The 14,001-nt window shown below is 38.0% G+C and carries 21 protein-coding genes; 19 read left to right on the top strand and 2 right to left on the bottom strand.

Annotated features, from left to right (window positions below):
* The first annotated feature begins 21 nt into the window (after positions 1 to 21).
* The 17 genes from AC1Q8N_RS27625 (at position 22) to AC1Q8N_RS27705 (ending at position 11,107) form a co-directional block, all read left to right on the top strand.
* A complete protein-coding gene (locus AC1Q8N_RS27625) occupies positions 22 to 672 on the top strand; it encodes an adenylate kinase (RefSeq protein ID WP_001048998.1) in 651 nt (216 codons plus the stop codon).
* A complete protein-coding gene (gene map / locus AC1Q8N_RS27630; protein WP_000582534.1) occupies positions 672 to 1,418 on the top strand; it encodes a type I methionyl aminopeptidase in 747 nt (248 codons plus the stop codon). The genes AC1Q8N_RS27625 and map overlap by 1 nt, the downstream gene beginning before the upstream one ends.
* A gap of 68 nt (positions 1,419 to 1,486) precedes the next feature.
* Positions 1,487 to 1,705: a translation initiation factor IF-1 gene (gene infA, locus AC1Q8N_RS27635; RefSeq protein WP_001029884.1), complete on the top strand. Its 219-nt coding sequence runs from the start codon at positions 1,487 to 1,489 to the stop codon at positions 1,703 to 1,705.
* Between the two features lie 35 nt (positions 1,706 to 1,740).
* Positions 1,741 to 1,854 (top strand): 50S ribosomal protein L36, encoded by a 114-nt coding sequence (gene rpmJ, locus AC1Q8N_RS27640; RefSeq protein ID WP_000868344.1) that lies wholly within the window; start codon positions 1,741 to 1,743, stop codon positions 1,852 to 1,854.
* A 21-nt stretch (positions 1,855 to 1,875) separates the two neighbouring features.
* The gene (gene rpsM / locus AC1Q8N_RS27645; protein ID WP_000090790.1) at positions 1,876 to 2,241 is read left to right on the top strand and encodes a 30S ribosomal protein S13; all 366 of its coding nucleotides are present in this window, start codon (positions 1,876 to 1,878) and stop codon (positions 2,239 to 2,241) included.
* Positions 2,242 to 2,265: 24 nt separating this feature from the next.
* A complete protein-coding gene (rpsK, locus tag AC1Q8N_RS27650; RefSeq protein WP_000101797.1) occupies positions 2,266 to 2,655 on the top strand; it encodes a 30S ribosomal protein S11 in 390 nt (129 codons plus the stop codon).
* 180 nt (positions 2,656 to 2,835) lie between these two features.
* Positions 2,836 to 3,780: a DNA-directed RNA polymerase subunit alpha gene (locus AC1Q8N_RS27655; RefSeq protein WP_000569644.1), complete on the top strand. Its 945-nt coding sequence runs from the start codon at positions 2,836 to 2,838 to the stop codon at positions 3,778 to 3,780.
* Positions 3,781 to 3,815: 35 nt separating this feature from the next.
* Positions 3,816 to 4,178, top strand: a complete 363-nt coding sequence (gene rplQ, locus AC1Q8N_RS27660) for a 50S ribosomal protein L17 (RefSeq protein WP_000331490.1) — start codon at positions 3,816 to 3,818, stop codon at positions 4,176 to 4,178.
* A 103-nt stretch (positions 4,179 to 4,281) separates the two neighbouring features.
* The gene (locus AC1Q8N_RS27665) at positions 4,282 to 5,124 is read left to right on the top strand and encodes an energy-coupling factor ABC transporter ATP-binding protein (protein WP_000711780.1); all 843 of its coding nucleotides are present in this window, start codon (positions 4,282 to 4,284) and stop codon (positions 5,122 to 5,124) included.
* Complete coding sequence (locus AC1Q8N_RS27670; RefSeq protein ID WP_000406519.1) at positions 5,100 to 5,981, top strand: energy-coupling factor ABC transporter ATP-binding protein; 882 nt, start codon at positions 5,100 to 5,102, stop codon at positions 5,979 to 5,981. The genes AC1Q8N_RS27665 and AC1Q8N_RS27670 overlap by 25 nt, the downstream gene beginning before the upstream one ends.
* Positions 5,969 to 6,763 (top strand): energy-coupling factor transporter transmembrane component T family protein, encoded by a 795-nt coding sequence (locus AC1Q8N_RS27675; RefSeq protein ID WP_001186519.1) that lies wholly within the window; start codon positions 5,969 to 5,971, stop codon positions 6,761 to 6,763. The genes AC1Q8N_RS27670 and AC1Q8N_RS27675 overlap by 13 nt, the downstream gene beginning before the upstream one ends.
* A gap of 14 nt (positions 6,764 to 6,777) precedes the next feature.
* On the top strand, positions 6,778 to 7,521 hold the full coding sequence (gene truA / locus AC1Q8N_RS27680; RefSeq protein ID WP_002096935.1) for a tRNA pseudouridine(38-40) synthase TruA: 744 nt from the start codon (positions 6,778 to 6,780) through the stop codon (positions 7,519 to 7,521).
* A 152-nt stretch (positions 7,522 to 7,673) separates the two neighbouring features.
* The gene (gene rplM / locus AC1Q8N_RS27685) at positions 7,674 to 8,111 is read left to right on the top strand and encodes a 50S ribosomal protein L13 (protein ID WP_001260795.1); all 438 of its coding nucleotides are present in this window, start codon (positions 7,674 to 7,676) and stop codon (positions 8,109 to 8,111) included.
* Positions 8,112 to 8,132: 21 nt separating this feature from the next.
* Positions 8,133 to 8,525 (top strand): 30S ribosomal protein S9, encoded by a 393-nt coding sequence (gene rpsI, locus AC1Q8N_RS27690; RefSeq protein ID WP_000079986.1) that lies wholly within the window; start codon positions 8,133 to 8,135, stop codon positions 8,523 to 8,525.
* Between the two features lie 162 nt (positions 8,526 to 8,687).
* Entirely contained in the window at positions 8,688 to 9,116 is a 429-nt protein-coding gene (locus AC1Q8N_RS27695; RefSeq protein WP_001101006.1) for a YbaK family protein, read from the top strand.
* A 66-nt stretch (positions 9,117 to 9,182) separates the two neighbouring features.
* Positions 9,183 to 9,896, top strand: a complete 714-nt coding sequence (gene cwlD / locus AC1Q8N_RS27700; RefSeq protein WP_000822446.1) for an N-acetylmuramoyl-L-alanine amidase CwlD — start codon at positions 9,183 to 9,185, stop codon at positions 9,894 to 9,896.
* Positions 9,897 to 10,039: 143 nt separating this feature from the next.
* Positions 10,040 to 11,107 carry an Mrp/NBP35 family ATP-binding protein gene (locus AC1Q8N_RS27705; protein ID WP_000256609.1) on the top strand — a complete coding sequence of 356 codons (1,068 nt, stop codon included), beginning with the start codon at positions 10,040 to 10,042 and terminating at the stop codon, positions 11,105 to 11,107.
* Between the two features lie 56 nt (positions 11,108 to 11,163).
* Here AC1Q8N_RS27705 and gerD read toward each other — a convergent pair whose 3' ends face one another.
* Entirely contained in the window at positions 11,164 to 11,781 is a 618-nt protein-coding gene (gene gerD, locus AC1Q8N_RS27710) for a spore germination protein GerD (RefSeq protein WP_048543034.1), read from the bottom strand.
* 139 nt (positions 11,782 to 11,920) lie between these two features.
* Here gerD and kbaA point away from each other — a divergent pair, with 139 nt between their 5' ends.
* Positions 11,921 to 12,532 carry a KinB signaling pathway activation protein KbaA gene (gene kbaA / locus AC1Q8N_RS27715; RefSeq protein WP_097906618.1) on the top strand — a complete coding sequence of 204 codons (612 nt, stop codon included), beginning with the start codon at positions 11,921 to 11,923 and terminating at the stop codon, positions 12,530 to 12,532.
* A gap of 127 nt (positions 12,533 to 12,659) precedes the next feature.
* Here kbaA and pdaB read toward each other — a convergent pair whose 3' ends face one another.
* Positions 12,660 to 13,424, bottom strand: a complete 765-nt coding sequence (gene pdaB, locus AC1Q8N_RS27720; protein ID WP_000464700.1) for a polysaccharide deacetylase family sporulation protein PdaB — start codon at positions 13,422 to 13,424, stop codon at positions 12,660 to 12,662.
* A gap of 170 nt (positions 13,425 to 13,594) precedes the next feature.
* On the opposite strand from pdaB, the gene AC1Q8N_RS27725 reads away from it, so the two are divergent.
* Positions 13,595 to 13,813: a hypothetical protein gene (locus tag AC1Q8N_RS27725; RefSeq protein ID WP_000900297.1), complete on the top strand. Its 219-nt coding sequence runs from the start codon at positions 13,595 to 13,597 to the stop codon at positions 13,811 to 13,813.
* Positions 13,814 to 14,001 lie beyond the last annotated feature (188 nt).

The raw sequence follows: 14,001 nt of genomic DNA on the forward strand, positions 1-14,001 counted from the left end.
GTACTCTGAGGGGGAACAAGGATGAACTTAATTTTAATGGGGCTTCCTGGTGCTGGTAAAGGTACACAAGCCGAACAGATTGTTGCCAAGTATAACATCCCTCACATTTCAACAGGAGATATGTTCCGTGCAGCTATGAAGGCTGAAACTGAAATGGGTCTACAAGCAAAATCTTTTATTGATAAAGGTGCACTTGTTCCAGATGAAGTTACAATCGGAATCGTTCGTGAACGTTTAAGTCAAGAAGACTGCGTAAGAGGTTTCTTACTAGACGGTTTCCCACGAACTGTTGCACAAGCATCAGCTCTTGAAGAGATTATGAAAGATCTTGGTAAAAAAATCGACTATGTTTTAAACATTAATGTGGATTCAGGGTTGTTATTAACACGCCTTACAGGCCGTCGCATTTGTAAAGAGTGCGGTGCGACTTACCACTTAGAATTCAATCCACCAGCAAAAGCTGATGTGTGCGATAAATGTGGTGGCGAATTATATCAACGCTCTGATGACAATGAAGAAACTGTGGCAAATCGTTTAGATGTAAATATTAAGCAAACAAAACCTTTGCTTGATTTCTACGAGGAGCTTGGTTACTTACAAAGCATTAATGGTGAGCAAGATATCAATAAAGTATTTGCTGATATCGATGTTCTCATCGGAGGCTTAGCGTAATGATCATCTGCAAAACTCCTCGCGAGATAGAAATCATGCGAGAAGCTGGCAGGATCGTTGCTTTAACTCATCAAGAGTTGAAACAGCATATTACTCCAGGAATTACAACGAAAGAGCTCGATCAAATAGCGGAAAAGACGATTCAAAAATATGGTGCTACGCCATCTTTTAAAGGATACAACGGATTTCCGGGGAGCATATGTGCTTCTGTAAATGAAGAGCTTGTACACGGAATTCCAGGGAAGCGCAAGCTCGAAGAGGGCGATATCATCAGTATCGATATTGGTGCGAAATACAATGGGTACCATGGAGATTCTGCATGGACGTATCCAGTTGGAAACATTTCTGAATCTGTTCAAAAGCTACTTGATGTCACAGAAAAATCGTTGTATCTTGGTCTAGAACAAGTAAAACCAGGCGAAAGATTATCAAATATCTCACATGCGGTTCAAACCCATGCTGAAGAGAATGGGTTCTCGATCGTTAGGGAGTATGTTGGTCACGGAATCGGGCAAGACTTACATGAGGACCCTCAAATCCCGCACTATGGTCCACCAAATAGAGGCCCTAGATTAAAGCCGGGAATGGTCATCTGTGTTGAGCCGATGGTGAATCAAGGAAGACGATATGTAAAAACACTATCTGATGACTGGACAGTGGTAACGGTAGATGGTAAATGGTGTGCACACTTTGAGCACACGATTGCTCTTACAGAAGCAGGATACGAAATCCTTACCACTTTATAAGTAGCTGGCTCTCCGGGATTTCAGAGCAGTGTAAAATGTTACTGATTTGAAGAAGGGAGAACTATTGAATGGCTAAAGATGATGTAATTGAAGTCGAAGGTACCGTTCTTGAAACGTTGCCAAATGCTATGTTCAAAGTAGAATTAGAGAATGGGCATGTCGTATTGGCTCACGTTTCTGGTAAAATCCGTATGAACTTCATTCGTATTTTACCAGGAGACAAAGTTACGGTAGAATTATCTCCGTACGATTTAAATCGTGGTCGTATTACGTACCGTTTTAAATAATATAGCACTCCGTAATCTTTAAGGAGGTTCGAGACATGAAAGTAAGACCGTCAGTTAAACCAATCTGCGAAAAATGTAAAGTTATTCGTAGACGTGGAAAAGTAATGGTTATTTGTGAAAACCCTAAACATAAACAAAAACAAGGTTAATCAGAAGGAGGTGCATTCAGAATGGCACGTATCGCAGGTGTAGATATTCCTCGAGACAAACGCGTTGTTATTTCTTTAACTTACGTATTCGGCATTGGTCGCACAACTGCTGAAAAAATTCTAACTGAAGCTGGTATTTCTTCAGAAACACGAGTTCGTGATTTAACGGAAGACGAACTAGGACGTATCCGTGATATCATCGATCGTATTAAAGTTGAGGGAGACCTTCGTCGTGAAGTATCTCTTAACATTAAACGTCTAATGGAGATCGGTTCTTACCGTGGTCTTCGTCACCGTCGTGGTTTACCAGTTCGTGGTCAAAACTCTAAAAACAATGCTCGTACACGTAAAGGTCCACGTCGTACAGTAGCAAATAAAAAGAAATAATAAGTAAAGGAGGTTGAACTAACAATGGCACGTAAAACAAACACTCGTAAAAAACGTGTGAAAAAGAATATTGAAGCTGGTATAGCTCATATTCGTTCTACTTTCAACAACACAATCGTAACACTTACAGATACTCATGGTAACGCACTTTCTTGGTCTAGTGCTGGTGCACTTGGTTTCCGTGGATCTCGTAAGTCTACTCCATTCGCTGCGCAAATGGCTGCTGAAGCTGCTGCTAAAGTTGCAATGGAGCACGGTTTAAAAACTTTAGAGGTTACTGTTAAAGGTCCTGGTGCTGGCCGTGAAGCTGCAATTCGTGCTCTTCAAGCTGCAGGTCTAGAAGTAACAGCAATTAGAGATGTTACTCCAGTTCCTCATAATGGATGTCGTCCACCAAAACGTCGTCGTGTGTAATTTTTCTGTATAGAATTTTCCCTTTTGTCTATAATGGATATGATGCATTATCGAGAAATTTCGTACAGAAACATCGCTTGTTGTGCACAATCGGGAACTGCCTAAGGGGGACTTTCGGTTAGACAGGGGGTATCCCTTTGTTTAACCGGGGTTTCGACGTTTTGAAGGAGGGTTTAGTTAATGATTGAAATCGAAAAGCCGAAAATCGAAACGGTTGAACTTAACGAAGATGCTAAATATGGTAAATTCGTAATTGAACCGCTTGAGCGTGGATATGGTACTACTTTGGGTAACTCCTTACGTCGTATTCTTTTATCCTCACTCCCTGGTGCCGCTGTTACTGCTATCCAAATCGATGGCGTATTACATGAATTTTCAACAGTTGAGGGCGTAGTAGAAGACGTTACGACGATCATCTTAAACTTGAAAAAGTTAGCTCTTAAAATCTACTCTGAAGAAGAGAAGACGTTGGAAATTGATGTGCAGGGCGAAGGTATTGTCACAGCTGCTGATATTACTCACGATAGTGATGTAGAAATCTTAAATCCAGATTTACACATTGCAACGTTAGCAAAAAATGCGCATTTCCGCATGCGTTTAACTGCAAAGCGTGGCCGTGGGTATACGCCAGCTGATGCAAATAAAAGCGAAGATCAACCAATAGGAGTAATTCCTATTGATTCTATTTATACTCCAGTATCACGTGTGACTTACCAAGTGGAAAAGACACGTGTCGGACAAGTGGCTAATTATGATAAGCTTACGCTTGATGTATGGACGGATGGAAGCATCGGGCCAAAAGAAGCTATCTCTTTAGGTGCCAAAATCTTAACTGAGCATTTAAATATCTTTGTTGGTTTAACTGATGAAGCACAAAATGCTGAGATTATGGTCGAGAAGGAAGAAGATCAAAAAGAGAAAGTTCTTGAGATGACTATCGAAGAACTAGATCTTTCTGTTCGTTCTTATAATTGCCTAAAACGTGCAGGAATTAATACTGTACAAGAGCTTGCGAACAAAACAGAAGAAGATATGATGAAAGTTCGTAACTTAGGACGTAAATCCTTAGAAGAAGTTAAACATAAACTTGAGGAATTAGGTTTAGGTTTACGTAAAGACGACTGAGGATTTAAACCCATCAACAAAGGAGGGAACTACGAATGGCATACAGAAAATTAGGCCGTACAAGTGCGCAACGTAAAGCTATGTTACGTGATTTAGCTACTGATTTAATTATCAACGAGCGCATCCAAACGACAGAAACTCGTGCAAAAGAACTTCGTTCTGTAGTGGAAAAAATGATCACTTTAGGTAAACGCGGAGATCTTCACGCTCGTCGTCAAGCAGCAGCTTTCATTCGCAATGAAGTAGCTAACGCTGAGACTGGTCAAGATGCACTTCAAAAATTATTCGCTGATGTAGCTCCACGCTATGCTGAGCGCCAAGGCGGATACACTCGTATTGCAAAAATTGGTCCACGTCGCGGAGACGCAGCACCAATGGTAATTATCGAGTTAGTATAATGATAATTAAAAGGGCAGGACAGTTCTTTTCAAGAAACTGGTCATGGCCCTTTTTTTTAAATATAAAAATAGGCTAACTTGGCGAAGGAAAGGGTGCCTTGTATTGAAAAAAGAGAAACTTCGGACAGAGAATATATCATTTCAATATCCTGGGGCAGCCACTTATGCATTAAAAGATGTTTCATTTTCCTTGTATGAGGGAGAATGGGTATCTGTTATTGGACAAAACGGTTCAGGGAAGTCTACACTTGCAAAATTATTGAATGGTTTGTTTTTGCCGGAAGCAGGGACTATTACAGTAAATGATACAATGGTTTTATCAGAGGAAACGGTATGGGATGTTCGAAAACAAATTGGGATGGTATTTCAAAATCCAGATAATCAATTTGTTGGAACGACAGTGCAAGACGACGTTGTTTTTGGCTTAGAGAATATCGGAATGCCAAGAGAGAAAATGGTAGAAAGATTAGATCAGGCTCTCAAACTTGTCCGTATGGAAGATTTTCTTAATGATGAACCTCATTCGTTATCTGGTGGGCAAAAGCAGCGAGTGGCAATAGCAGGCGTTTTAGCACTTCAGCCATCTATTTTGATATTAGATGAAGCAACGTCAATGCTAGATCCTCAAGGGAGACGTGAAGTAGTAGAAACGGTTAGACAACTTGTTAATCAAAAAGGTATTACCGTGTTATCAATTACGCACGATTTAGAAGAAGCGGCGCAATCAGACCGTGTCATTATTTTAAATAAGGGAGAAATATTAGAGGAAGGGACTCCAAAGCAAATATTCAAGTCCTCTCATATGCTCCAAGAAATTGGATTAGATGTACCATTTTCAGTGAAAATAGCAGAATTATTAAAAAGAAATGAAATTCTCTTGCAAAATACGCATCTTACAATGGAAAGCTTGGTGAACGAACTTTGGAGATTACATTCCAAAAAGTAGAACATCGTTATCAATATAAAACTCCATTTGAAAGACGCGCGCTTTATGATGTAGACGTGTCGTTTCCAAGTGGGGGCTATTATGCCATTATCGGTCATACTGGTTCAGGTAAGTCGACGATGATTCAACATTTAAATGGTTTATTGCAGCCGACGAATGGCACAGTTCAAATTGGTGAACATTTCATTTCGGCAGGAAAGAAAGAAAAAAAGCTAAAGCCACTACGTAAAAAGGTAGGGGTTGTCTTTCAATTCCCAGAACATCAGTTGTTTGAAGAGACTGTGGAGAAGGATATTTGTTTCGGCCCTACTAATTTTGGGGTATCTGTAGAAGAAGCGAAGCAAAAGGCAAGAGAGGCAATTGAACTTGTAGGGTTAGAGCCAGAACTGTTAACACGTTCACCGTTTGAGTTAAGTGGTGGGCAAATGAGGCGTGTTGCGATAGCGGGTGTATTGGCGATGGAACCCGAAGTGCTTGTATTAGATGAACCTACAGCAGGACTAGATCCAAAAGGGCAGAATGAACTTATGGAGATGTTTTATAAGCTGCATAAGGAAAAAGGTCTTACAGTTATCCTAGTAACACATAATATGGAGGATGCTGCTAAGTATGCGGAGCAGATTGTAGTCATGCATAAAGGAACGGTCTTTTTGCAAGGAAGTGCAGAGGAAGTATTTTCACATGCTGATGAACTAGAGAAAATTGGCGTGGATCTTCCTATGTCTTTAAAGTATAAACGTGCAATTGAAGAGAAGTTTGGCATTTCAATCCCAAAGGCTACCTTATCTTTAGAGGATCTTACTCATGAAGTTGTGCAGGTGTTACGAAAAGGTGGTCATGAATCATGCAGCAGTTGATTATTGGAAGATATATTCCAGGGAAGTCTCTTATTCATCAACTTGATCCACGTACGAAGCTGCTGATTGTCTTTTTATATGTATTTGTTGTTTTCTTAGCAAATAATGCGATTTCATATGGATTTTTATTTTTATATGCACTCATTGCTTTATTTTTTGCAAAAGTGCCGATTCGTTATGTACTTTCGGGCTTAAAACCAATTCTATGGATTTTTCTTTTTACATTTTTCCTGCATATTTTTACAAATAAAGAAGGGGAAGTACTATTCCAGCTTGGTTGGTTTTCGATACATGAAAAAGGATTAGAGCAAGGGATATACATTTCTATACGATTCTTCGTTATTATTTTAATGACGACATTATTAACGTTAACGACAACACCTATTGAGATTACAGATGGTTTGGAGACGTTATTAAAGCCGTTGAAACGTATAAAAGTTCCTGTTCATGAAATCGCATTAATGATGTCAATTTCTCTTCGTTTTATTCCGACATTAATGGATGAAACAAGTAAAATAATGAAGGCACAAGCTTCACGTGGTATTGATTTCGCAGGAGGACCGATAAAAGATAGGATAAAAGCTATTATCTCACTACTCGTTCCTCTATTTATCAGTGCTTTTAAGCGTGCTGAGGACTTAGCAATTGCTATGGAAGCACGTGGGTATCAAAATGGCGAAGGACGTACTAAATTTAGGCAACTACGCTGGAAAACAAGCGATACAGTAACGATTATAAGCTTACTTTGTTTAGCTTGTATTTTGGCATGGGTGCGATCGTAATGGAGAATAGAGAAATGGATAGAATAAAATGTACGGTTGCATATGATGGCATGCATTTTTGTGGTTATCAAATTCAGCCGCAGCATCGTACTGTTCAACAAGAGATTGAGAAAGCTTTGCAGAAATTGCATAAAGGAGAACTTGTTCGTGTTCAGGCATCGGGCAGAACGGATTCTACTGTTCACGCTAAAGGACAAGTCATACACTTTGATACACCGTTGTCTCTTGAAGAGTGGCAATGGAGTAATGCATTAAACACAATGTTGCCAGATGATATTGTTATCAGACAGGTAGAGAAAAAAACAGAAGAATTTCATGCGCGTTACGGTGTCGAGAGAAAAGAATATCGTTATCGTGTATTATTATCAAAGACTGCGGATGTATTCCGTAGAAATTACGTATATCAATATCCATATCCGCTCGAAATAAGCTCTATAAGAAAAGCGATTCCTTATTTTATTGGAACGCATGATTTCACTTCTTTTTGTTCGGCAAAAACTGACAAAAAAGATAAAGTGCGAACGATTTATGAAATTGAGTTAATTGAGCAAGGCGATGAATTAATTTTTCGTTTTGTAGGTAATGGATTTTTATATAATATGGTCAGAATTATTGTTGGTACGTTACTTAGCGTAGGGCAAGGAAAGCTTGATCCTGATAGTATTCCAGAGATTTTAGCGAAACAAAATCGTCAGTTTGCTGGAAAGATGGCTCCAGGTCATGGACTTTACTTATGGCAGGTAAACTATAACAACTAATCCTGGTGTAACATTTGCTTGACATTAGAAACTCAAAAGTATATCATAACATATGGTATTGTTTCTAAAACCACGATTAGCCCCGGAAGGAAATCGTGTTTAAGATAAACAATAGATTTTTTCTATGGAAAAGATAACGAGGAGGGAAACACATGCGTACGACTTTTATGGCAAAAGCTAACGAAGTTGAGCGTAAATGGTATGTGGTTGATGCTGAAGGTCAAACTTTAGGTCGCCTATCTACTGAAGTAGCATCTATTTTACGCGGTAAAAACAAACCTACATTTACACCACACGTTGACACGGGTGATCATGTAATTATTATTAACGCTGAAAAAATTCATTTAACAGGTAATAAATTAAACGATAAAATTTACTACCGTCACACTAACCACCCAGGTGGACTTAAACAAAGAACAGCTCTAGAAATGCGTACAAACTACCCTGTACAAATGTTAGAGCTTGCAATTAAAGGGATGCTTCCAAAAGGACGTTTAGGACGTCAAGTATCTAAGAAATTAAACGTGTATGCTGGAGCAGAGCATCCACACCAAGCACAAAAACCAGAAGTTTACGAACTTCGCGGATAATCAATTAAAGGAGGGCTTACTTTGGCACAGGTTCAATACTATGGCACTGGACGTCGTAAGAGTTCAGTAGCGCGCGTACGCCTAGTTCCAGGCGAAGGACGCGTTATCATTAACGGTCGTGATTTTGAAAACTATATCCCATTTGCTGCATTACGTGAAGTAGTGAAACAACCTCTAGTTGCAACAGAAACTTTAGGTAACTACGATGTACTTGTAAACGTAAATGGTGGTGGATACACTGGTCAAGCTGGTGCTATTCGTCACGGTATTTCTCGCGCTTTATTAAAAGCTGATCCAGAATACCGTCTAACACTAAAACGTGCAGGTCTATTAACTCGTGACGCACGTATGAAAGAGCGTAAAAAATACGGTCTTAAAGGCGCACGTCGTGCACCTCAGTTCTCAAAACGTTAATTTTTGCGAACTACAAACCCCAACCATTTTGGTTGGGGTTTTTTTATGTTTCATTCCTCTTTTGTAATTTTTGTAGTTTGGAATATTTTAGTGCTATTCTCTCGCGTATGCTTCTTCTTTAGAAGTTTAGACTAATACGTATTAGGGAGGTTTATAAGTACTATGAATGTCATTGTCAGCTTACAAGAAAAACAAAAAGAAAAGCAGTTGAAATATGAACGGAAGATGCTGCGAGAATTATCATTAAAAACATTACGTTCAAATATTAGGGATGCCTTTCAGATGCAGGAACTTCATCGTCAGTATGAAGATTACTGTATTGAATTAGGGATAGAATCGTATTTATTAGGAGCGAGATACAGTAAGTTTGGTTATTATGGTGAATCATTCTTTGATGTAAAATATAGAGCCTTAGAAGAAGAGCAACAATTAACGGAAACACTATTTCAATTTTTAACGAGCATGACTATGCGGGAAATTAAGTTACAAGATGAGGAATTACTTTTTGAATCTTGCCAGCAGTTTATAGGCTTATGGTGGCAGGAAGGATATGAAAAAGGTGAAAGAAGATATCGATTAAAGCTTCATTAAGACAAGCATAAACTTTCCTCTTCTCCCATATAAGTAATTAGAGGGACTAGCTGGAGGAGGAAAGGTATGAAGAGAATTCGAATTATCTCTTTTGCACTCGCTGCGGTTGTTTTGTTTTTTTTAGTTAAACAAGAATTTCAAATTACAAAATCGTGGCGAGCTTGGAATTTACCCTTATCGGGGAAAGTGATTGTATTGGATGCTGGGCATGGTGGGCCAGACGGAGGGGCTGTTGGTGGAAAAGATATTATAGAAAAAGATATTACGCTTGAGATTACAAAGAAGGTACAAGATTATTTACAAGAACAAGGTGCACTAGTTATTTTAACACGTGAGGGAGATTATGATTTAGCTCAGAAAGATACAAAATCATATAGTAGACGTAAAGCAGAGGATTTAAAAAAGCGTGTAGAGATTATTAATAAGCCTGATGTAGACTTTTTTGCGAGTATTCATTTAAATGCTTTAACTAGCAGTGGATCGAAAGGCGCACAAACGTTCTACTATCGTTCTTCGGTTGAAAATGAACGTGCTGCGAAATTTATACAAGCTGAATTGAGAACGAGTTTAGAGAATACGAATCGTTCTGCTAAAACAATTTCTCATGTGTATTTATTAAAGTATGCGAAAACACCAGGTGCTTTAATTGAAGCTGGCTTTTTATCGAATGTAAACGAAAGGTATATGTTAAATTCGGAGAAATATCAGCAAAAGGTAGCGGCTGCAGTATATCGTGGTATATTACGTTATTTCACGGAAAAAGGGAATCCTCCAGAATAAGGAGGATTTTTTGAGTTTCTCTCGTTAACGAAGTTTTCCGAAAATATGTTATACTGGAAATGTAAACGCATTTATTTCAAAAATAAAGAGAGATAAATTTAATTAACATTACGTTATTTTTCATACAGGGGGCTGGGCTAACAATGGTAACGAAAGAGCAAGTAGTGGAAGCGTTAGAAGGGATTGTAGATCCGTTTTTACATAAAACGTTAAAAGAAACAGGTGCAATTAAAGAGGTAACAGTTAAGCCTGAGAAGGAACATGTAAGTGTTAAAATTGCAATTGTAAAAACCGGAACAGCGGAACAAATGCAATTGCAATCTGGAATTGTAAAGTTAGTAAAAGAACTAGGAGCAGCAACAGTAGGGCTTCGCTTTGCAGAATTTACAGAAGAGGAATTAGCTCAGTTTGCACCGGAACAGGAAGAAGAGCAAACTGAATCTTTATTGTCACCAAATTCAAAAACAACATTTTTAGCAGTGGCGAGTGGAAAAGGTGGAGTCGGAAAATCAACAGTTTCTGTTAACCTTGCTATTGCTTTAGCTCGTCTAGGTAAAAAGGTTGGTATCATTGATGCTGATATTTATGGTTTTAGCGTACCGGATATGATGGGGATAGAAAAACGTCCTGTTGTAAGAGGAGATAGAATCATTCCAGTGGAGCGTCTAGGTGTAAAGGTAATTTCAATGGGATTCTTTGTAGAAGATAATGCACCGGTTATTTGGAGAGGCCCTATGCTTGGGAAAATGTTAAATCACTTCTTTACAGAAGTAGAGTGGGGCGATTTAGACTATTTAGTTTTAGATTTACCACCGGGTACAGGTGATGTTGCGCTAGACTTACACTCAATGTTGCCAGCTTGTAAAGAGATTATTGTAACAACGCCACATCCAACAGCGGCATTTGTGGCAGCGCGTGCTGGAGCTATGGCTTTACGTACAGAACATAGTATTCTTGGTGTTGTTGAAAATATGGCGTATTTTGAAAGTAAAACAACTGGTGAAAAAGAATATGTGTTTGGAAGAGGTGGAGGAGATAAATTAGCTACAGAACTTCAAACAGAAGTACTTGGCCGAATCCCGCTTCAACAACCTGATTGGAATAAAGATGACTTTGCGCCTTCAGTATATGAAGATACACATACGACGGGTCTTATTTATCGTACGATAGCTGAGACAGTAATTGATAAAATAGCTGTCGCGCAAAAATAAAATAATAATGAGTGGACGATACATATATTGTCCACTCATTATTATAATTATTATTTTTACTGTTGCTCCTTTTTACCGTCTTGGGAACCACCTGCACCGCCTGCTTCTTTTTTATCAGATCCACTTTTTTCGGCCTTTTGTACACCTTTACTAATAATATCAATCATCTTAGCTTGGAAGAGTGGGCTTTCAGCAGTTTCTGTTAGTACTTGTTGTAAATATTGGCGGTATTCTTTACTCTTCATTGTTTGTAACATTATTTTTTCTACTTCAGGGTTTTTCATAATTTCTATAACGCCTGCTTGGTATTCAGGGTCTTTTAGTAATGTTTTCATTAAGGTTGTTTGTTCTTTCCCCATACTTTTAGCGAATTTCGATGAGAACTCAGGGTCTTTAAAGAGCTTTTCCCAGAATTGTTGCCCTTTGTCGGATACCATTGCATCTTCAATCGTTTTCTTTACTACTGTTTCATCTAGTATGAGTGCTTGTTTCATTTTTTCATCAGTTAACACATCTTGAATGGCTTTCTTACCTTGGTCGGTTTTTAAAATATCAACAATCATTTTCTTCGTTTGATCATAATCAAGTTCGGACTTTGCTTCTTTTCCTTGTGCACATGCTACAAGTACAAGAAATAGAAAAGAAGAAGTCAAAACGAGCAGCATCCGTTTCATAAGTTGGAACTCCTTTCAACACAGTTCTCTCTTTTTAATATAAATATCTTTAAGGAATTTATACATGAACATGGCTAGCTTTTTGAAATTGTCATTGATACAATTTAATTAGAAATATAAGGATAATGGGGGATGTGTTGTGAATAGCCGCAAGTGGGTACGCCTGTTTTTTACGACGTTGTTTCTAGGTGGGATTAGCACGGTCATTATTGGATTTGTTTTGGAGTGGGATAAGTACGCTAAATTTTTTCAAAATTTAGACGGAAAGGAGATTTTAGCAGTTTCCTTCTGGTTGATGGGTGTAGGATTTATTTTTAGTGTTATAAGTCAAATGGGGTTCTTTGCCTATTTAACAATCCATCGTTTTGGACTGGGGATGTTCAGGTCACCTTCTTTATGGAATGCAGTCCAGCTCTTCTTTATTGCATTCGTTTTATTTGATTTCGTGTATTTAAGATCCGTATTGATTGCAAATGGGGAAGTTTCGTTAGGGAATAACATACTTGTTGCAGGTGTATTATTTGTGTTTGGGGCGATTGTTGCTTACATAAAAAGTAAAGAAACGAATAGAAAGGCGTTTGTGCCCGCTTTGTTCTTTATGGTTGTTGTAACAATTCTTGAGTGGGTACCAGCGCTTCGTATTAATGACACAGATTGGTTGTATTTAATGGTGATACCACTTTTATTATGTAATGCATATCAGTTACTTATATTACATCGTTTAATTGGAAAGGCGAGTAAGTCGGCTTAAGTAAGAGAGATTTTTGAGTTTTTATGCAGGGTGGTTGTACGAATATAAATATCGGGATGAAAAAAGCTCTACTACCTTAATGATAGGTAGTAGAGCTTTTTATGTGTGAAGACACGAGGGAAAAGAATTACCTTACATCTTTACTTTTTGTACTTGTGTTAGAAATAAGTTGTGATACCGATATTTGCTCATATCCGTCGCTCTTTAATTTTTGCAGAAGCAGTGGTAAAGCTTTATTTGTTTGAAGGGCAGAATCGGATGCATGTAATAAGACGATATCTCCACCTTTTAAATTAGTAGAGACATTGGAAACGATATTGTTTACGCCTGGGTTTTTCCAGTCGTTTGAGTTATTACTCCAATGGACGATGGTGTATCCGAGTGATTCTGCTATTTTAAGTGTTGCTTTGTTAAAGTCTCCACTAGGTGGACGTAATAGTTTGACTTGTTTCACACCAAGTTTTGTAAAAACATCTTGTGCTCGTAAAAGATCTCTTCGTATTTCATTTGTCTCTAGAGAAGTGTAAGACGTGTAATTATAGCCCATACTACCGATTTCATGTCCATCTTTTATGATGCGTTCAACAACATCAGGGTGTCTTTCTGCCCATGCAGCAGAAACGAAGAAGGTTGCATTCTTAATGTCTCTTTCTTTAAGTGTATCAAGGATTGGAATTGCTTTTTTGTCTCCCCAACTAATATCAAACGTGAATGCAACTTGTTTTTTAGAGGTGTCTCCTTTGTAAATAACTTTAGGTCCTGTCGCAGTTGAAAAAGCAGATTCATGTGAATATGTTTTCAAAAAGAGAAGCCATGCTGTAAATAAGGAAAGTATCACTATTAAGCTAATGTGTTTAAAAGCTCGTTTACTCGTAATAAAAAAGAAAAACATAATATTACGCCCCTTTGTCCAATCCTTTTCAGTTACATATATGCTTTAAATATTAAAAAGAGAACAAAGGATTAATATCGTAAGCGGTGGATATAATGAATGATAGGATTTTGATAAGTGAAAATGAGCGTAACGTTTATTGCTTTGTAAGAAATGATTGAGGTGATGATTTGCTTGGGTTTATGTTAACGAAAGAAGAGAAAAAAGAAATGGAATACATATTGAAGAGAGAGTTAGAAGAACTGCTATTTGATTTTGAAGATGAACGTATTCATGACGTTGTAAAAAAGGCGATGGAAGAAAGATATAAAATCATTTTTTGTTTGTTTCGAAGAGTCGCTAATGCAGAAGAGTGTATGCGTTATGTAAGGAAAAGAATTTTTTATTAAAAAGTGTTGACGTTAATAGTTATTATATGATAAATTAATAACCGTCGCTGATGCGGAAACGCAGAAGACGATAAAAAAGAAATTTAAAAAACTTAGTTGACATTGAAAAATGAAGATGTTAACATAAGGAAGTCGCAAATGAGCGACCAAGTAGTTCTTTGAAAACTGAACGAAACAAACAACGTGAA

The sequence above is a fragment of the Bacillus sp. GW823-FHT06B01 genome (assembly GCF_058952315.1).